This window comes from Pseudomonas sp. REB1044, from assembly GCF_038813925.1.
Classification (GTDB): domain Bacteria; phylum Pseudomonadota; class Gammaproteobacteria; order Pseudomonadales; family Pseudomonadaceae; genus Aquipseudomonas; species Aquipseudomonas boreofloridensis.
On the sequence record NZ_CP046139.1, the window covers coordinates 5,007,813 to 5,026,032 of the forward strand.

Annotated in this window: 17 protein-coding genes and 2 pseudogenes; 11 read left to right on the plus strand and 8 right to left on the minus strand. The window is 65.4% G+C overall.

The features are described 5' to 3' along the window. Window positions 1-78: 78 nt before the first annotated feature. The 6 genes and pseudogenes from GKC70_RS22595 to GKC70_RS22620 all read left to right on the plus strand — a co-directional run bounded on the left by GKC70_RS22595 (window position 79) and on the right by GKC70_RS22620 (window position 4,407). Window positions 79-1,217, plus strand: a pseudogene (locus GKC70_RS22595) (homoserine O-acetyltransferase). Between the two features lie 7 nt (window positions 1,218-1,224). Beyond that, a complete protein-coding gene (gene metW, locus GKC70_RS22600) occupies window positions 1,225-1,845 on the plus strand; it encodes a methionine biosynthesis protein MetW (RefSeq protein ID WP_029612369.1) in 621 nt (206 codons plus the stop codon). Window positions 1,846-1,868: 23 nt separating this feature from the next. After that, window positions 1,869-2,303, plus strand: coding sequence for a DUF4426 domain-containing protein (locus GKC70_RS22605; RefSeq protein WP_342649990.1), 435 nt, complete (start codon window positions 1,869-1,871; stop codon window positions 2,301-2,303). Further along, the gene (gene rdgB, locus GKC70_RS22610; protein ID WP_167335976.1) at window positions 2,300-2,896 is read left to right on the plus strand and encodes an RdgB/HAM1 family non-canonical purine NTP pyrophosphatase; all 597 of its coding nucleotides are present in this window, start codon (window positions 2,300-2,302) and stop codon (window positions 2,894-2,896) included. The genes GKC70_RS22605 and rdgB overlap by 4 nt, the downstream gene beginning before the upstream one ends. Further along, entirely contained in the window at window positions 2,893-4,071 is a 1,179-nt protein-coding gene (gene hemW, locus GKC70_RS22615; protein WP_342649991.1) for a radical SAM family heme chaperone HemW, read from the plus strand. The genes rdgB and hemW overlap by 4 nt, the downstream gene beginning before the upstream one ends. Before the next feature lie 9 nt (window positions 4,072-4,080). Beyond that, window positions 4,081-4,407, plus strand: coding sequence for a DUF3392 family protein (locus GKC70_RS22620; RefSeq protein WP_029612373.1), 327 nt, complete (start codon window positions 4,081-4,083; stop codon window positions 4,405-4,407). Window positions 4,408-4,460: 53 nt separating this feature from the next. Here GKC70_RS22620 and trmB read toward each other — a convergent pair whose 3' ends face one another. From trmB to GKC70_RS22640, 4 genes are all read right to left on the minus strand, one after another. Continuing rightward, window positions 4,461-5,183 (minus strand): tRNA (guanosine(46)-N7)-methyltransferase TrmB, encoded by a 723-nt coding sequence (trmB, locus tag GKC70_RS22625; RefSeq protein ID WP_039582554.1) that lies wholly within the window; start codon window positions 5,181-5,183, stop codon window positions 4,461-4,463. Between the two features lie 9 nt (window positions 5,184-5,192). Beyond that, window positions 5,193-5,987: a thiazole synthase gene (locus GKC70_RS22630; RefSeq protein WP_295486219.1), complete on the minus strand. Its 795-nt coding sequence runs from the start codon at window positions 5,985-5,987 to the stop codon at window positions 5,193-5,195. Between the two features lie 52 nt (window positions 5,988-6,039). Beyond that, the gene (gene thiS, locus GKC70_RS22635; protein ID WP_029612374.1) at window positions 6,040-6,240 is read right to left on the minus strand and encodes a sulfur carrier protein ThiS; all 201 of its coding nucleotides are present in this window, start codon (window positions 6,238-6,240) and stop codon (window positions 6,040-6,042) included. Between the two features lie 102 nt (window positions 6,241-6,342). Continuing rightward, window positions 6,343-6,714, minus strand: coding sequence for a DUF423 domain-containing protein (locus GKC70_RS22640; RefSeq protein ID WP_039582551.1), 372 nt, complete (start codon window positions 6,712-6,714; stop codon window positions 6,343-6,345). Between the two features lie 64 nt (window positions 6,715-6,778). Here GKC70_RS22640 and mtgA point away from each other — a divergent pair. Further along, a pseudogene (gene mtgA / locus GKC70_RS22645) lies at window positions 6,779-7,488 on the plus strand (monofunctional biosynthetic peptidoglycan transglycosylase). A 99-nt stretch (window positions 7,489-7,587) separates the two neighbouring features. Here mtgA and rpoH read toward each other — a convergent pair. From rpoH to ftsY, 4 genes are all read right to left on the minus strand, one after another. After that, window positions 7,588-8,442, minus strand: coding sequence for an RNA polymerase sigma factor RpoH (rpoH, locus tag GKC70_RS22650; protein WP_295486213.1), 855 nt, complete (start codon window positions 8,440-8,442; stop codon window positions 7,588-7,590). A gap of 109 nt (window positions 8,443-8,551) precedes the next feature. Continuing rightward, window positions 8,552-9,577 carry a permease-like cell division protein FtsX gene (gene ftsX / locus GKC70_RS22655; protein WP_029612379.1) on the minus strand — a complete coding sequence of 342 codons (1,026 nt, stop codon included), beginning with the start codon at window positions 9,575-9,577 and terminating at the stop codon, window positions 8,552-8,554. Next, the gene (ftsE, locus tag GKC70_RS22660; protein ID WP_029612380.1) at window positions 9,574-10,245 is read right to left on the minus strand and encodes a cell division ATP-binding protein FtsE; all 672 of its coding nucleotides are present in this window, start codon (window positions 10,243-10,245) and stop codon (window positions 9,574-9,576) included. The genes ftsX and ftsE overlap by 4 nt, the downstream gene beginning before the upstream one ends. Next, the gene (ftsY, locus tag GKC70_RS22665; RefSeq protein ID WP_342649992.1) at window positions 10,242-11,732 is read right to left on the minus strand and encodes a signal recognition particle-docking protein FtsY; all 1,491 of its coding nucleotides are present in this window, start codon (window positions 11,730-11,732) and stop codon (window positions 10,242-10,244) included. The genes ftsE and ftsY overlap by 4 nt, the downstream gene beginning before the upstream one ends. Window positions 11,733-11,962: 230 nt before the next feature. On the opposite strand from ftsY, the gene GKC70_RS22670 reads away from it, so the two are divergent. The 4 genes from GKC70_RS22670 to GKC70_RS22685 all read left to right on the plus strand — a co-directional run bounded on the left by GKC70_RS22670 (window position 11,963) and on the right by GKC70_RS22685 (window position 18,217). After that, entirely contained in the window at window positions 11,963-13,318 is a 1,356-nt protein-coding gene (locus tag GKC70_RS22670; RefSeq protein ID WP_039582547.1) for a pitrilysin family protein, read from the plus strand. Beyond that, entirely contained in the window at window positions 13,311-14,810 is a 1,500-nt protein-coding gene (locus GKC70_RS22675; protein ID WP_342649993.1) for a pitrilysin family protein, read from the plus strand. Before GKC70_RS22670 ends, GKC70_RS22675 begins: the two co-directional genes overlap by 8 nt. Next, complete coding sequence (gene rsmD / locus GKC70_RS22680; RefSeq protein ID WP_342649994.1) at window positions 14,810-15,427, plus strand: 16S rRNA (guanine(966)-N(2))-methyltransferase RsmD; 618 nt, start codon at window positions 14,810-14,812, stop codon at window positions 15,425-15,427. The genes GKC70_RS22675 and rsmD overlap by 1 nt, the downstream gene beginning before the upstream one ends. 69 nt (window positions 15,428-15,496) lie before the next feature. After that, complete coding sequence (locus GKC70_RS22685; RefSeq protein WP_342649995.1) at window positions 15,497-18,217, plus strand: pitrilysin family protein; 2,721 nt, start codon at window positions 15,497-15,499, stop codon at window positions 18,215-18,217. Window positions 18,218-18,220 lie beyond the last annotated feature (3 nt).

The following is an 18,220-nucleotide window of genomic DNA, read 5'->3' on the forward strand; positions in this document are numbered from 1 at the left end:
CCCCCAGCGGCAGCCATTGCTTGCCGCTGGGGGTAGCGCTCTTTAGACTTACGCCTCCGTCAAGCGTGAGCAGGGCCGATGTCCACTGTCTTTCCCGAAGATTCCGTCGGTCTGGTAACCCCCAGATCGCCCGGTTCGATGAACCGTTGACGCTGGCCGGTGGCCGCTCGCTGGCCGGCTACGAACTGGTGTATGAAACCTATGGCACGCTCAATGCCAGTGCCAGCAATGCGGTGCTGATCTGCCACGCGCTGTCCGGCCATCACCATGCGGCCGGCTACCACAGCGTCGAAGACCGCAAGCCGGGCTGGTGGGACAGTTGCATCGGCCCGGGCAAGCCCATCGACACCAACCGCTTCTTCGTGGTCAGCCTGAACAACCTCGGCGGCTGCAATGGCAGCACCGGTCCGAGCAGCATCAACCCGGCCACCGGCAAAGCCTATGGCGCGGACTTTCCGGTGCTCACCGTCGAGGACTGGGTGCACAGCCAGGCGCGCCTGGCCGATCGCCTCGGCGTCAGCCAATGGGCCGCCGTGGTCGGCGGCAGCCTGGGCGGCATGCAGGCCTTGCAGTGGACCATCACCTACCCGCACCGCGTGCGTCATTGCGTGGACATCGCCTCGGCGCCCAAGCTGTCGGCGCAGAACATCGCCTTCAACGAAGTCGCCCGCCAGGCCATCCTCACCGATCCCGAATTCCACGGTGGCTCTTTCCAGGACCAGGGCGTGATTCCCAAGCGTGGGCTGATGCTGGCGCGTATGGTCGGCCATATCACCTACCTGTCCGACGACTCGATGGGCGAGAAATTCGGCCGCGAGCTCAAGAGCGACAAGCTCAACTACGACTTCCACAGCGTCGAGTTCCAGGTGGAGAGCTACCTGCGCTATCAGGGCGAGGAATTTTCCGGCCGCTTCGACGCCAACACCTACCTGCTGATGACCAAGGCGCTGGACTATTTCGACCCAGCCGCCGCCCACGGCGGTGACCTGGCCGCCAGCCTGGGCCATGTTACGGCCGACTACTGCATCATGTCGTTCACCACCGACTGGCGCTTCTCCCCGGCACGCTCACGGGAGATCGTCGATGCGCTGATGGCCGCGCGCAAGAACGTGTGCTACCTGGAGATCGATGCCCCTTACGGCCACGATGCCTTCCTGATCCCCACACCGCGCTACACCCAGGGCTTCACGAACTACATGAACCGCATCGTCATCTGAGGACAGCATGAGAGCCGACCTGGAAATCATCCACGACTGGATCCCTGCCGGCAGCCGGGTACTCGACCTGGGCTGCGGTAATGGCGAGCTGCTGGCTTCGTTGCGCGACCGCAAGCAGGTCACCGGCTACGGCCTGGAGATCGACGCCGACAACATCGCCGCCTGCGTGGCCAACGGCGTCAACGTCATCGAGCAGGACCTGGACAAGGGCCTGGGCAACTTCGCCAGCAACAGCTTCGATGTGGTGGTCATGACCCAGGCCCTGCAAGCTGTGGAGTATCCCGACCGGATCCTCGACGAGATGCTGCGCGTGGGCCGCCAGTGCATCATCACCTTCCCCAACTTCGGCCACTGGCGCTGCCGCTGGTACCTGGCGACGAAGGGCCGCATGCCCGTGTCGGACTTCATGCCCTACACCTGGTACAACACCCCGAACATCCACTTCTGCACCTTCGAGGACTTCGAGAACCTGTGCCGCGAACGCGATGCCAAGGTGCTCGATCGCCTGGCCGTGGACAACCGTCACCGCAACGGGTGGGGCGGTCGGCTTTGGCCTAATCTGTTGGGGGAAATCGGTATCTATCGGGTCAGCAGCCCTGGGTTGCAGGAGCACCAGGTCGCGGTGTGACCCACCACCGGAGGAATGGCAACATGCGTCGTCTCGCCCTTTTGCTGATCACCCTGTGCCTGGCCCTGCCGACCTGGGCCGCCGATGCAGCCCGACCGGACCGCAAGCAGGTCTTCGGCGACGTCACGGTGTACTACAACGCCTTCGCCTCCGGCGCACTGACGCCCGAGGTAGCGCAGGCCAGCGGCATCGAACGCAGCAAGCGCCTGGGCGTGCTCAATATCACCCTGCTCAAGGGCGGCAAGCCCACGACCGCGGTGGTCAGCGGCAAGGTCAAAGACCTCACCGGCCGCGCCAGTGTGCTGTCGTTCCGCCAGGTGAGCAGCGCAGGCGCGGTGTCCTACATCGCCCAGTTCAAGACCGAGCAGGCGCAGACCCTGGTCTTCGACCTGCAGATCGAGGCCGGCGGCATCAGCCACGACCTTCAATTCAACCAGGACGTATTCCCAGGCGAATGATGAATTTCCAGCAACTCGTATTGGCCAGCCACAACGCCGGCAAACTCAAGGAACTCCAGGCCATGCTCGGAGAGTCCGTGCAGCTGCGTTCGATCGGCGAATTCAGCCAGGTCGAACCCGAGGAAACCGGCCTGTCGTTCGTCGAAAACGCCATCCTCAAGGCACGCAATGCCGCGCGCATTTCCGGCCTGCCGGCCCTGGCCGACGATTCGGGCCTGGCGGTGGATGCATTGGGCGGCGCACCGGGCATCTACTCGGCCCGCTATGCCGACGGTCAGGGCGATGCGGCGAACAACGCCAAACTGCTCGAGGCGCTCAAGGACGTGCCTGAAGCCGAACGCGGCGCACAGTTCGTCTGCGTACTGGCGCTGGTCAGGCATGCCGACGATCCCCTGCCAGTGCTCTGCGAGGGGCTGTGGCACGGGCGGATTCTGTTCGCGGCCAGTGGCGAGCATGGTTTCGGCTACGACCCGCTGTTCTGGGTGCCTGAACGCAATTGCTCCAGCGCCGACCTGGCGCCGCTGGAAAAGAACCAACTCAGTCACCGCGCCCGGGCCATGGCCCTGCTGCGTCAGCGCCTGGGATTGGCATGACCGAACCGTCCTCCGCGACACCGCCGGGCCTGGTGCTTGCGGTGCTGCCGCCGCTGTCGCTGTACATCCACATTCCTTGGTGCGTGCGCAAATGCCCTTATTGCGACTTCAACTCGCACCAGGCCGGACCGACCCTGCCTGAAGCGCAGTACGTCGACGCCCTGCTCGCCGACCTGGCGCTGGAAATGCCAGCGGTGCAAGGCCGGTCGATCAGCAGCATCTTCTTCGGCGGCGGCACGCCCAGCCTGTTCAGCGCCGCCGCACTGGGTCGGCTGCTGCGTGGCATCGAGCAGCGCATTCCCTTCGCCGCCGACATCGAGATCACTCTGGAGGCCAACCCCGGCACCTTCGAGCAGGACAAGTTCAAGGCCTATCGCCAGACCGGCATCAACCGCCTGTCCATCGGCGTGCAGAGTTTCCAGGCGCAGAAGCTGGAGAAACTCGGGCGCATCCACAATGGCGACGAGGCCGTGCGCGCCGCCGGCATGGCCCGTGCGGCAGGCTTCGACAACTTCAATCTGGACCTCATGCACGGCCTGCCTGAACAGTCGCTGGACGACGCGCTGGGCGATCTGCGCCAGGCCATCGACCTGGGGCCGACGCACCTGTCCTGGTACCAACTGACCCTGGAACCGAACACGGTGTTCTGGAACCAGCCGCCGCTGCTGCCCGAAGACGACATTCTCTGGGATATCCAGGAGGCCGGACAGGCGCTGATGGCCGAGCAGGGTTATCGCCAATACGAAGTGTCGGCCTATGCCCAGGCCGAACGCGCCGCGCGCCACAACCTCAACTACTGGCGCTTCGGCGACTTCATCGGCATCGGTGCCGGGGCCCACGGCAAGCTGTCGTTCCCCGACGGGCGCATCCTGCGCACCTGGAAAACTCGCCTGCCCAAGGACTACCTCAATCCCGAGAAACCGTACAAGGCGGGCGAGAAGCTGCTGCCACCCGATGAGCTGCCCTTCGAGTTCCTGATGAACGCCCTGCGCTTGACCGAGGGCGTGGAAGCCGAATTGTTCACCCAACGCACAGGGCTGCCGCTGGCGCAGTTGGCCGAGGCACGGCGCGCTGCCGAACAAAAGGGGCTTTTGCGAGTCGAACCGGAGCGGCTGGCGGCAACGCCCCAAGGCCAACTGTTTCTCAACGATCTGCTGCAGTACTTCTTGAATTAAGGATGACCCATGGACTTGGTACTTGACCTGCTCTCGACCGTTTCCCGCTGGAGCCGCAGCAACCTTTCGGAGATTTCCCTGGCGCTGGTGGGCTGCCTGCTGGTGCTGTTCGGCACCGACATCAAGGGCTGGGTCGAGCAGCGCCTGGGCGGACTGGCCGGCGCCCTGCGGGTGCCGTTCATGGCCCTGCTGGTGATGATCGGCAGCGGCGCGGCGCTGATCTATGCCACGCCGTGGGTGGTGAAAGCGCTGGCACAGTTCAACAACTACGCCCTGGCGCCGGTACTGCTGGTGGTACTGGTGCTGATCGGCGTAGTGGCGGATCGCCGCGGCTAGTAACGCAAAAGGGCTGCATAGCAGCCCTTTGTCGGTCGGTCCAACGCTGACTGTCAGTCAACCTTCTCGAACTTCAGATCCCACACCCCATGCCCGAGCCGCTCGCCGCGGCGCTCGAACTTGGTGATCGGGCGCTCGTCCGGACGCGGTACGTAGGCGCCGTCCGCCGCCTGGTTGCGGTAACCCGGCGCGGCCTGCATCACTTCCAGCATGTGCTCGGCATAGGGCTCCCAGTCGGTGGCCATGTGGAACACGCCGCCGACCTTGAGCTTGCGCCGCACCAGTTCGGCGAACGCCGGCTGGACGATGCGCCGCTTGTGGTGACGGGCCTTGTGCCACGGATCGGGGAAAAACAGCATCAGCCGGTCCAGGCTGCCGTCGGCCACGCAGCGGTTGAGCACTTCGATGGCATCGCAGTCGTACACCCGCAGGTTTTTCAGGTTCTGGGTGAGCACGCCGTTGAGCAGCGCGCCGACACCAGGGCGGTGCACTTCGACACCGATGAAATCCAGCTCCGGTGCGGCAGCGGCCATTTCCAGCAGGGAGTGGCCCATGCCGAATCCGATTTCCAGGGTACGCGGCGCCGAGCGGCCGAACACCTGGTCGTAGTCCACCGGGCTGTCGGCCAGGGGCAGGATGAACAGCGGGCCGCCCTGCTCCAGGCCGCGCTGCTGGCCTTCGGTCATGCGGCCTGCACGCATCACGAAACTCTTGATGCGGCGGTGCGGGCGCTCTTCGCCGTCGGCGGAGATCGGCGTTTCTTGCGATTCAGTCATCAGGTGCTCTTACTTGATCAGACCATCCAGCGGCGAAGATGCGCTGGCATAGAGTTTCTTCGGCATACGCCCCGCCAGGTAGGCCATGCGACCGGCGACGATGGCGTGCTTCATGGCTTCGGCCATCAGTACCGGCTGCTGGGCGTGGGCGATGGCGGAGTTCATCAGCACGGCTTCGCAGCCCATTTCCATGGCGATGGTGGCATCGGAGGCGGTGCCCACGCCGGCATCGACCAGCACCGGCACTTTGGATTCCTCGAGGATGATCTGCAGGTTGTAGGGGTTGCAGATGCCCAGACCCGTGCCGATCAGACCCGCCAGCGGCATGACCGCGATGCAGCCGATCTCGGCCAGTTGACGCGCGATGATCGGGTCGTCGCTGGTGTAGACCATGACATCGAAGCCGTCCTTGACCAGTACTTCAGCGGCCTTGAGGGTTTCGATGACGTTGGGGAACAGCGTCTTCTGGTCGGCCAGCACCTCCAGCTTCACCAGATTGTGGCCGTCGAGCAGCTCACGGGCCAGGCGGCAGGTGCGCACGGCTTCGATCGCGTCGTAGCACCCGGCGGTGTTCGGCAGGATGGTGTAGCGGTCCGGAGGCAGCACATCGAGCAGGTTCGGCTCGCCTGGATTCTGGCCGATGTTGGTGCGGCGCACGGCGACGGTGACGATTTCGGCCCCCGAGGCCTCGATGGCCTCGCGGGTCTCGTCCATGTCACGGTACTTGCCGGTGCCGACCAGCAGGCGCGACTGGAAAGTGCGCCCGGCCAGGGTGAAAGGCTTGTCGCTGCGAACGTTGCTCATCGTGGTTCCTCTGCAAAGGTTACGGGAGTTGCGGGTGGGCACGGCGCGGCCGTCAGCCGCCACCGATGGCGTGGACCACCTCGACCCGGTCGCCCTCGTTCAACAGGGTGCAGTCGTGCTGGCTGCGCGGCACGATGTCCAGGTTCAGTTCCACCGCCACACGACGCCCGACCAGCTCCAGACGCCCCAGCAGGGCCGCCACGCTCTCGCCTGCAGGCAGTTCGTAGGGTTCACCGTTGAGTTGAATGCGCATGCGCACGGCCACCATCGTTCATTGGGGCCCGCATTCTAGCGCCGATCCGCCGTGCAACCCAAGGGCGAGCGGCGCCATCAGTCGCTATTGCCGACCGACTGGTCAGCCCAGGCGCCACGCCGTCAGGCCCAGACAGGCCCAGCCCGCCAGGAAGCACACGCCACCGATGGGCGTGATGATGCCGAGCTTGCTCACGCCGCTGAGGGTCAGGGCGTAGAGGCTGCCGGAGAACAGCACGATGCCCACGGCGAACAGGCCGCCCGCCCAGCCGATCAGCCGCCCGGGCAGATGCACGGACAGCATCGCCACCGCCAGGATCGCCAGCGCATGCACCAGTTGATAACTGACACCGGTATGAAAGATCGCCAGGTAGTCGGCGCTCAGACGGTTCTTCAAGCCGTGTGCGGCGAAGGCACCCAGCGCGACACCGGTGAAGCCGAAGAAGGCCGCGAGCATCAGGAAGCTGCGAAGCATGGGACGACTCCTTGAAAGGGGTCTGTATAATGGCCCGTTCCATCGGTCCGGCCAAGCTATCGACATGCTGTCATCCCTTATCCGCCGTCTTGCTCGTGCTCTGCTCTGGTTCGCCGCAGGCAGCATCGTGCTGGTGTTGGCACTGCGCTGGGTGCCACCACCGGGCACGGCCTTGATGGTCGAGCGCAAGGTGCAGTCGTGGGTCGATGGCGAGCCGATCGATCTGCAGCGCGACTGGGTGTCCTGGGAGCAGATCTCCGATGAACTGAAGGTGGCCGTGGTCGCCGGCGAAGATCAGCACTTCGCCAGCCATTGGGGCTTCGATGTCCCGGCGATTCAGGCAGCCCTGGTGCATAACGAGCAAGGGGCAAGCTGCGCGGCGCCAGCACGCTGACCCAGCAGGTGGCCAAGAACCTGTTCCTGTGGTCTGGGCGCAGTTGGCTGCGCAAAGGCTTGGAGGCCTGGTTCACCGCACTGATGGAACTGTTCTGGTCGAAGGAGCGCATCCTCGAGGTCTACCTCAACAGCGCCGAATGGGGGCCGGGGGTGTTCGGTGCCCAGGCTGCCGCGCGCTATCACTTCGGCGTCGATGCCAGTCGCCTGACACGTCAGCAGGCCAGCCAGCTCGCCGCTGTGCTGCCCAGCCCGCTGAAATGGAGCGCCAGCCGGCCCAGCGCCTACGTGGCAAGCCGGGCCAGTTGGATTCAAAGACAGATGAGTCAGTTGGGCGGTACCAGCTACCTGATGCAACTGCAGGGCAGCGCGCGCCTCTGAATGAGGCGCCTGGCAAACGCCAAGGTCACAAGCACCCGCAACGAAAAAGCCGCCTGTTTCGTGGGAAACAGGCGGCTTTTCAGTTGAGCGCAAAGCCGATCAGACGGTGATCAGCGCCTTGACCTTGCTCATCGCGTTCTTCTCGAGCTGACGAATCCGCTCGGCCGACACGCTGTACTTCTCGGCCAACTCATGCAAGGTCGCCTTTTCCTCGGCCAGCCAGCGCTGGTAGAGGATGTCGCGGCTGCGCTCGTCCAGACCGTTCAACGCTTCATGCAGGTTGCTGTTGGCGTTGTCGCTCCAGTCAGCATCTTCCAACTGCATGGCCGGATCGTAGCGATGGTCTTCCAGGTAGTGCGCAGGCGAATGGAAGGCGCTGTCGTCGTCGGCATCGGCTGCCGGATCGAAGGCCATATCATGGCCACTCAGCCGGCTTTCCATCTCGCGCACTTCACGCGGTTCGACGCCCAGGCTCTCGGCCACACGGTGCACTTCGTCGTTGTTCAGCCAGGCCAGACGCTTCTTCTGGCTGCGCAGGTTGAAGAACAGCTTGCGTTGCGCCTTGGTGGTGGCCACTTTGACGATACGCCAGTTGCGCAGGATGAATTCGTGGATCTCCGCCTTGATCCAGTGCACGGCGAAGGACACCAGGCGCACACCCATTTCCGGGTTGAAGCGCTTGACTGCCTTCATCAGGCCGACGTTGCCTTCCTGGATCAGGTCAGCCTGGGCCAGCCCGTAACCGGCGTAGCTGCGGGCAATATGGACGACGAAACGCAGGTGGGCCATCACCATTTGCCGAGCGGCCTCAAGATCCTGCTCATAGAAGAGACGCTCAGCCAGTTCACGCTCCTGCTCGACCGTCAGCAGCGGGATGCTGTTGACCGTGTGCACATAGGCTTCCAGGTTTGCACCGGGAACCAAGGCATACGCAGGTTGCAACGAAGTGGTCATTCAAGTACCTCCGACTCACTGGACTCGTGCCTTGTGGGCACTGCCAACATAGACCCGGAACCATCAGACAAGTTCCTGGATGAAAAAAGTCAATGCTGGCACGAAAGCATTATCGCGGTGCGAGCTCGTTCAGGTGCCGAGCGACCGCAATCCATGCACCGATATACCCCAAGAGCACCGCCCCGATCAAGAGTGAAAGACCGTCGGCAGCGGGTACGCCCCCCAGGGCGAAGTCACTGCCATACAGGTCGGAAAGCCCGACCACCGCATCGTTCAGCCAGTTCAGGCCAAACGCGAGGATGCCCCAGGCCAGCACGCCGGCGCCCAGGCCGTACAAGGCGCCCATGTACAGGAAGGGTCGGCGCACGTAGCTGTCGGTGCCCCCCACCAGCTTGATCACCTCGATCTCCACCCGGCGGTTCTCGATGTGCAGGCGAATGGTGTTGCCGATGACCAGCAGCAGTGCGGAAATCAGCATCACCGCCAGACCGAAGACGAAGCGATCGCCCAGTTTGAGGATCGCCGCCAAGCGCTCGACCCAGACCAGGTCCAACTGCGCCACTTCAACCCGCGGCAGCTCCGACAGACGCTGGCGCAGCGCTTCGAGCGCCGGCTTGTCGACTTCGGTCGGCGTCACCACCACCACGCCGGGCAGCGGGTTCTCCGGCAGTTCGCGCAGCGCCTCGCCCAGGCCCGACTGCTGCTGGAACTCCTGCAGCGCCTGTTCGCGGCTGACATAGGTGGCCTCGGCCACCCCCGGCATGGCCTTGATCTCGTCGCGCAGCGCTTCGCCTTGCTGGGTGCCGGCATCGAGCTTGAGGTACAGCGAAATCTGCGCCGCGCGCTGCCATGAGCCGCCCAGTTTCTCGACGTTCTTCAACAGCAGCGACAGTCCCATCGGCATGCTCAGCGCCACCGCCATCACCAGGCAGGTGAAGAAGCTACCGATCGGCTGCTTGCCCAGGCGACGCAGGCTGTCGGCCAAGCTGGCGCGGTGGCTTTCCAGCCAGGCGTTGAGCAGGGTGCGGAAATCCGGGCCATCGTCGTCGTGGCCACCGCGCTTCTTGTCGGACTTGGGGTCTGCCGCCTTGGGCGCGACGCGCTCGGAGACCTTGGGTGTACGGGTGTCGCTCATTGTCCGGCCTCCCCATCGCCGATCAGTCGTCCGCGTTGCAGGGTGAGCATGCGGTGGCGCATGCGCGCGATCAGCGCCAGGTCGTGACTGGCGATCAGCACGGTGGTGCCCAACCGGTTGATGTCTTCGAACACCCCCATGATCTCGGCCGCCAGGCGCGGGTCGAGGTTGCCGGTGGGCTCGTCCGCCAGCAGCAGGGCCGGCTGGTGGACGATGGCGCGGGCGATGCCCACGCGCTGCTGCTGACCAGTGGACAGGTCGGCGGGGAACAGTTCGCCCTTGTCCGACAGCGAAACCCGCTCCAGCGCCGAGTCCACGCGCTTGCCGATCTCGGCCTTGGACAGGCCGAGAATCTGCAGCGGCAGGGCGATGTTGTTGAATACGGTGCGGTCGAAGAGCAGTTGGTGATTCTGGAACACCACGCCGATCTGGCGGCGCAGGAACGGAATCTGTGCGTTGCTGATCTGGCCCAGGTCCTGGCCGGCCAGCAGCAGCTTGCCGCTGGTGGGGCGCTCCATGGCCAGCAACAAGCGCAGCAAGGTGCTCTTGCCGGCGCCCGAGTGCCCGGTGACGAACAGGAATTCGCCCCGACGCGCCCGGAAACTCAGTTCATGCAGGCCGACGTGGCCATTGGGGTAGCGCTTGGCGACCTGCTCGAATCGGATCATGGGTGCTCACGCTCGGCAAACAGGGCTTTGACGAAAGGCTCGGCTTCGAAGGTGCGCAGGTCGTCGATACCTTCGCCGACGCCGATGAAGCGGATCGGCAGGCTGAACTGCTTGGCCAGGGCGAAGATCACCCCGCCCTTGGCAGTGCCATCCAGCTTGGTCAGGGCCAGGCCAGTCAGTTCGACGCTCTGGTTGAAATACTTGGCCTGGCTGATGGCGTTCTGCCCGGTTCCGGCATCGAGCACCAGCAGCACCTCGTGCGGCGCCTCGGCGTCGAGCTTGCCGATGACCCGACGGACCTTCTTCAGCTCTTCCATCAGGTTGTCTTTGGTATGCAGGCGACCGGCCGTGTCGGCGATCAACACATCGACGCCACGGGCCTTGGCCGCCTGTACCGCGTCGAAGATCACCGAAGCCGAATCGGCGCCGGTGTGCTGGGCGATCACCGGAATCTGGTTGCGCTCGCCCCAGACTTGCAACTGCTCCACCGCTGCGGCGCGGAAGGTGTCACCGGCGGCGAGCATGACCTTCTTGCCTTCGAGCTGCAGCTTCTTGGCCAGCTTGCCGATGGTGGTGGTCTTGCCGGCGCCGTTGACGCCGACCACCAGAATTACATAGGGCTTGGTCTGCGCGTCGATCTTCAGGGGTTGCTCGACCGGGCGCAGCAGCGCGGCGAGTTCTTCCTGCAGCGACTTGTACAACGCATCGGCGTCGGCCAACTGCTTGCGGGCGACCTTCTGGGTGAGGTTCTGCACGATCAGCGAAGTGGCTTCGACACCGACGTCGGCGGTCAGCAGGCGTGTCTCGATCTCGTCGAGCAGGTCGTCGTCGATGACCTTCTTGCCGAGGAACAGGCTGGCCATGCCTTCGCCGATGCTGGCGCTGGTCTTGGACAGGCCCTGCTTGAGCCGGGCGAAGAAACCGACCTTGGCCTGCTCGGTAGCCGCGACCGCTGCAGCGACCGGCTCCGGCTCGGCTACGGGCACGGCCTCGACGGGGGCAGGCACGCTCACGGGCGCCGGCTCCACCACCACGGGCGTAACCACGACCAACTCGGGTTCGACGGACTGAGGCTGAACCACCGGCTCGGCGATCGGCTCGGCAATGGCAGCAGGACGCTCGGGGATGACCGGCGGCACGCTCGGTTCCAGATCGGGCACCAGCGCCACCGGCTCTTCGGCAACCGGCAGTACCAGATTGCTCACCGGGGCCTCGGCGACTGGCACCACCACCACGGGCGTTGGGCTGACGGCCTGGACAGGCGCCTCGCTCGGCGCCAGCGGCCGCTCGTCGGCGACCGGTTCGCTGACCTCAACCGGCGCAGGCTCGGCCGCTGCGGCGGGCGTTACCGGTTCGGCAGCCGGTTGCTCGGGTACTGGCGGCGGCTCGGCGACAGGTTGCTGCGGCTTCTTGCGAAACCAGCCGAACAGGCCTTTCTTTTCACCGGCCTCGGCCGGCGCTTTCTTGTCGTCGTTGGAACCAAACATGGAAGACGGCTATCTCAGGGTGGCGATGCTCCATCATTGGGCATCGGGAATGCTTTATACGCAGAACAGACTCTCATGCAGGCGGCTGGTTCACGCGCAACGTTTTGTCTTGGTGTCCTGTGGGCCAGAACGGCGACAGGCATGGTCGCCAGGCAACCGGATCAGTATCCTAGCACCTCCTGGCCTGCCGACGCTAAGTCCCGCAGGCCGCCGTACAGGTTATCCATCGTATGAATGCTCTCGCCCGCCGCGCCGCTGGCCTGTTGCTCGGCACGCTCTGCCTGCCCCTGGCGGCACTGGCCGCCGATACGCAACCCACCCACGAATTCATCCTCGACAACGGCCTGAAGGTCGTGGTGCGCGAAGATCATCGCGCGCCCGTCGTGGTTTCCCAGATCTGGTACAAAGTCGGCTCCAGCTACGAGACGCCGGGCCAGACCGGCCTGTCCCACGCCCTGGAGCACATGATGTTCAAGGGCAGCGCCAAGATCGGCCCCGGTGAAGCCTCGCGCATCCTGCGCGACCTGGGCGCCGAGGAAAACGCCTTCACCAGCGACGACTACACCGCCTATTACCAGGTGCTGGCCCGCGACCGCCTGCCGGTGGCCCTGGAACTGGAAGCCGACCGCCTGGCCAGCCTGCGCCTGCCGGCCGACGAGTTCAGCCGCGAAATCGAAGTGATCAAGGAAGAGCGCCGGCTGCGCACCGACGACCAGCCCAACGCCAAAGCCTTCGAGCTGTTCCGCGCCATGGCCTTCCCCGCCAGCGGCTATCACACCCCGACCATCGGCTGGATGGCCGACCTGGAGCGGATGAAAGTCGAGGAACTGCGGCACTGGTACGAATCCTGGTACGCGCCGAACAATGCCACCCTGGTGGTGGTCGGCGATGTCACCGTCGATGAGGTCAAGGGCCTGGCCAACAAGTACTTCGCGGCCATCCCCAAGCGCAGCGTGCCACCGGCCAAGCTGCCGCTGGAGCTCGCCGAGCCCGGTCAGCGCCAGCTCACTCTGCATGTGCGTACCCAATTGCCCAGCCTGATCTACGGCTTCAACGTGCCGGGCCTGGCCACCGCCAAGGACACCCGCAGCGCCCAAGCCCTGCGGCTGATCTCGGCCCTGCTCGACGGCGGCTACAGCGCGCGCATGCCGGCACGCCTGGAACGCGGCCAGGAACTGGTGGCCGGTGCCTCCAGCAGCTACAACGCCTTCACCCGTGGTGACAGCCTGTTCCTGATCTCGGCAACGCCGAACGTACAGAAGCACAAGACGCTCGCCGATGTGGAAAAGGGCGTCTGGCAGTTGCTCGACGAACTCAAGCGCACCCCGCCGACCGCCGAAGAGCTCGAGCGCGTGCGCGCCCAGGTCATCGCCGGACTGGTCTATGACCGCGACTCGATCAGCAGCCAGGCCACCACCATTGGTCAACTGGAAACCGTGGGCCTGTCGTGGAAGCTGATCGACAGCGAACTGGACGACCTCAAGCGCGTCACCCCGCAGGACATCCAGGAAGCCGCACGCACCTACTTCACCCGCGAACGCCTGAGCGTTGCCCATGTTCTGCCCGAGGAGTCCGCCCATGACTGATCGTCACGCCCCCCGCGCTCTGCGTCCCGGCCGTGGTGCGTTCGCCTCGGCGCTCACCCTGGCGTTGTTGCTCGTCGGCCCCGCGCAGGCCGACGAGGCCACCGGCACCATCGACCGCTCCAGCGCGCGCCCGGCCAATACCCTGCAGTCGCTGGCCGAGCTCGACGGCAAGGCGCCCAGCCGGCGTCAACTGAACATCCAGCACTGGACCACGGCCGAAGGCGCCCGCGTGCTGTTCGTCGAAGCCCGCGAACTGCCGATGTTCGACCTGCGCGTGACCTTCGCGGCCGGCAGCAGCCAGGACGGCCCGGTGCCGGGCCTGGCCACCCTGACCAACGCCATGCTCAACGAGGGCGTGGCCGGCAAGGACGTCACTGCCATCGCCCAGGGCTTCGAAGGCCTGGGCGCCGACTTCGGCAACGGCTCCTATCGCGACATGGCCGTGGCTTCGCTGCGCAGCCTCAGCGCCGCCGACAAACGCGATCCGGCGCTCAAGCTGTTCGCCGACGTGGTCGGCAAGCCCAGCTTCCCGCAGGACGCCCTCAAGCGCATCAAGAACCAGTTGCTGGCAGGCTTCGAGTACGACAAGCAGAACCCCGGCAAGCTGGCTGGCCAGACGCTGTTCGCCAATCTCTACGGCAGCCATCCTTATGCCCACCCCAGCGATGGCACCGCGCAGAGCATCCCCGGCATCACCCAGGCGCAGTTGCGCGCGTTCCACGCCAAGGCCTATGCAGCCGGCAACGCGGTGATCGCGCTGGTGGGCGACCTCAGCCGCAGCGACGCCGAAGCCATCGCCGCCCAGGTGTCCGCCGCCCTGCCCAAGGGCCCGGCACTGGCCAGCCCCGCCGAGCCGACCGAACCCAAGCCCGGCGCCACCCACATCGACTTCCCGTCCAAGCAAACCCACCTGATGCTCGCCGAACTGGGCATCACCCGCCAGGACCCGGACTGGCCTGCGCTGTCGCTGGGCAACCAGATCCTCGGCGGCGGCGCCTTCGGCACCCGGCTGATGAGCGAGGTGCGCGAGAAACGCGGCCTCACCTACGGCGTGTACTCCACCTTCACCCCGATGCAGGTGCGCGGACCGTTCATGATCAACCTGCAGACCCGTGCCGAACTCAGCGAAGGCACCCTGCAACTGGTGCGTGACATCCTGGCCGACTACCTGAAGAACGGCCCGACCCAGCAGGAACTGGACGACGCCAAGCGCGAGCTGGCCGGCAGCTTCCCGCTGTCCAACGCCAGCAACGCGAGCATCGTCGGGCAACTCGGCGCCATTGGCTTCTACAACCTGCCGCTGACCTGGCTCGAAGACTTCATGCAGCAGTCCCAGGCGCTGACGGTCGAGCAAGTCAAGGCGGCGCTGAACAAGCACCTGGCGGCGGACAAGCTGGTGATCGTAACCGCCGGCCCGAGCGTGCCGCAAAAGCCCCTGCCGCCACCGACAGACACACCGTCCGAGCAGCCACTCGGCGTACCGGAGCACTGATGGCCAGACCTTCCTCCCCCGCCCAGCCCCACAGCAAAGGGGCTGGCCAGTTGCGCATCATCGCGGGCGAATGGCGCAGCCGTCGCCTGGCCGTGCCCGAAGGCGAAGGCCTGCGCCCGACGCCCGATCGCGTGCGCGAAACCCTGTTCAACTGGCTGGCGCCCTACATCGAAGGCGCCCATGTGCTGGATGCCTTTACCGGCAGCGGCGCGCTGGTGCTCGAGGCGCTGTCGCGCGGCGCGGCCGATGCGGTGGCGCTGGACAGCAATCCGGCAGCCATCGCCAACCTCAAGCACAACCTGGAGTTGCTGCGCTGCCCGCGCGGGCAGATCCTGCAAACCGACGCCTTGCGCTACCTCGGCGGGCCGGCCAAGCAACCCTTCGACCTGGTGTTCCTCGACCCGCCCTTTCACAAAGACCTGCTGGCCGAGGTGTGCAATCTGCTGGAAAGCCAGCAGTGGCTGCGCGACCAGGCGTGGATCTACACCGAGAGCGAGGCCGCGCCTTCGAGCCTGCCGATGCCGGGCAACTGGCGCTTGCACCGGGAAAAGAAAACCGGCCAGGTGCATTACGCCTTGTGGCAGCGCGGCGACGTGCGCCAGGACAGCCAGACATAGGTAATACCTGCCGATACCTGCCGTGATCGAAGCTGCTCCGCTCGTGAACTCACTCGGAGCAGCGCCCCCATGCAAGCATCCCCCCTCGCACTCGAAGACCTGATCACCGCGCCCCACTCGCCTCAACAGCACTTCACCTTGCCCAACGGCCTCGCTGTCCACTTCCAGCAAGATCGACGCAGCCCCTTGGTGTGCGTGCACCTTTACTACCATGTGGGCTCCAGTCACGAGGCGCCGGGCCATACCAATCTGTCCCATGTACTGGAGCACATGATTTTCGAGGGCAGCGAAAAACTCGCCACCGGTCAGTACCTTCGCGTCATCGAGTGGCTGGGCGGCAACAACAACGCCCAGACCCTGCAAGACGCCACCGTCTACACCATGGTCCTGCCAGCCTCGCGACTGGAAGTGGCGCTGGAGATCCTGGCAGATACCATGGTCAATGCCCGCCTGAGTGAACAGGCCTTCGAGAAAGCCCGGACCGCCGTGCGCGACGAGCGTCGCCTGAAAATCGACAACCGTCCTGTGCAACAGGCCATAGAACGCCACCATGCCCTGGCCCACGGCACCAGCCCCTATGGCACACCCCACTATGGTCAAGCACGGGATCTGGAGGACATGAGCCTGAGCGCGCTACGGACCTGGTACCGGAATCGTTACGCGCCGAACAACGCCACGCTGGTGGTGGTCGGAGACGTCGAGGCCGACGCTCTTCAGCGTCTGGTGGAACGGCATTTTGCCGCTCACGAGGCCGTACCGCTGCCGCCTCCGGAAGTCCCTCGTCACGCAACGCCCCTGCACGCGCGCAGTCAGTCGGTGACCCTGCCCGGCCTGCGCGATGGCTTGCTAATGGCCTTCAATGTTCCGAGCCTGGCAACCTGCGATGAACCGCGCAGCGTGCATGCGTTGAGAATCGTCGCCGAACTGCTGGGCAGAGGCGCTTCGTCGCTGCTGCACAGCCAACTGGTGCGCGGACAGCACGTGATGACCGGCATCGACCCTTCGTACGACTATCAGGTGCGTGGCGACACCTTGCTCAACTTCGCCGGTTACGTCGCCCCCGGGCATACCCCGGCCGCCGCCGAGCAAGCCGTGTGGAACGTCATCGATGGGCTTCGGACAGCGCCTGTGAGCGCCCAGCACATCGAGAACGCCAAATTCCACTTGCTGGCACAGCATGCCGCCGCCCAAGCCAGCCTCACCGGCCAGGCCGATGCCATCGGCTGGAGCGTGATCGGCGGCACTGCGCCCGCCCTGCGCCAACAACACCTGCGCACATTGGCCTCGATCACCGAGCAGGACATCCAGCACGCAATCGACACCTACCTGACTCGCGAGCGATCGACCGTCACCCACCTGTGCGCCGTCACGCCGGTCATCGATGAACACCCCGTGCTGACCTGCGCCGATCTGTCGCCCGGCATCGCCGCCGTGGACATGTCCGCGCTGATGTCGGCGCAAGGTCTGCCGGAGATCGCGTTGGACAGCACGCAACGACCGCTGCAGCAGTGGCACACGGCGCAGGGCAGCAAGGTGTGCTTCGTCGCCAGCGAGGGCGCGCCGATGTTCGATCTGCAACTGCGCTTCAAGGCCGGCGCGTGTCATGACGGCGATACCCCGGGCCTGGCGGCACTGACGCTGTACATGCTCGACCAAGGCGGCGGGCAATGGGACGCCGCGCAGATCGCTGAGCGATTCAAGGCCCTGGGTGCCACCTTCAGCCGCAACGTCACCCCTGACGACGCCATCCTGCGCCTGCGCTGCCCGGCCCACGCAGGGCTGCGCAGCGACGCCCTGGCGCTGCTGACGGACGTGTGCGCACGCCCGAGCTTCGAGCCCACGGCCCTCGAACGGATGCGCACGCGCGTGCTCAACTATGTGCGCCGCCGCGAAGCCAAAGCGCAAAACCGGCTCAACGTCGAAACGCTGCGCCTGCTGTATGCCGCGCACCCCTACACCCAGGATCACCACGGCACCGTCGCCAGTCTCGCCACCCTCGATCGCCAGCAGATCGTCGACTTCCACCAGCGCGCCTACAGCGCTGCGAACCTGGAGATCACCCTGGTCGCAGACCTGCCGCACGAACAGGCGCACGCCTTGCTGGCCTCACTGAGCCAAGCGTTCACGGCAACCGAACAGCCCCTCCCGACCGTGGCCAAGGCGCAGGCCACCGGCCAGCCGGGCGCGCTGCGTATCGAAGAGCCCGGCAACGAGACCGCGACGGACAACGTCACGCTCAAGCTCACCTTCGCGCTGGATACGCTGCCGGACGATCCACACTACCCGGCGCTGCTGATGGCCAACCAGATAGTCGGGGGCAGCTTCCAGTCGCGGCTGGTCAGCGAACTGCGCGAGCGCCGCGCGCTGACCTACGCGATCCATAGCCGTCTGCACCACTATCGCGCGGCGAGCGTGTTGATCGTGTCGTGGGACATCCAGCCTCAGTACCTCGACGCCTCGCTGGAACTGGTCCGGCTGGTGCTGCGTTGTTTCATCGAGCAAGGCCCGAATCCCGTCGAGCTGGACATGGCGCGCAGCCAACTGCTCGGCAAGCAGTTGCGCACCTTCGCCGACGACGAGGAGTTGGCCACCCTGCTCGCCGAGATCAACGCCCAAGGGCTGCCGGCCGACCATTGCAGCAGTTATTCAGCGCGCCTGGCCCAGGTCAGCGCGGCGCAGGTTCAGGCGGCAGCCCGGCAGGCCTTCGACCCAAACCGCTGCGTGGTGGTCAGCGTCGGTCCGAACGTGGCGCAGAAACCATTGCCGGCGCTCGTCGGCGCCGACCACTAAGCG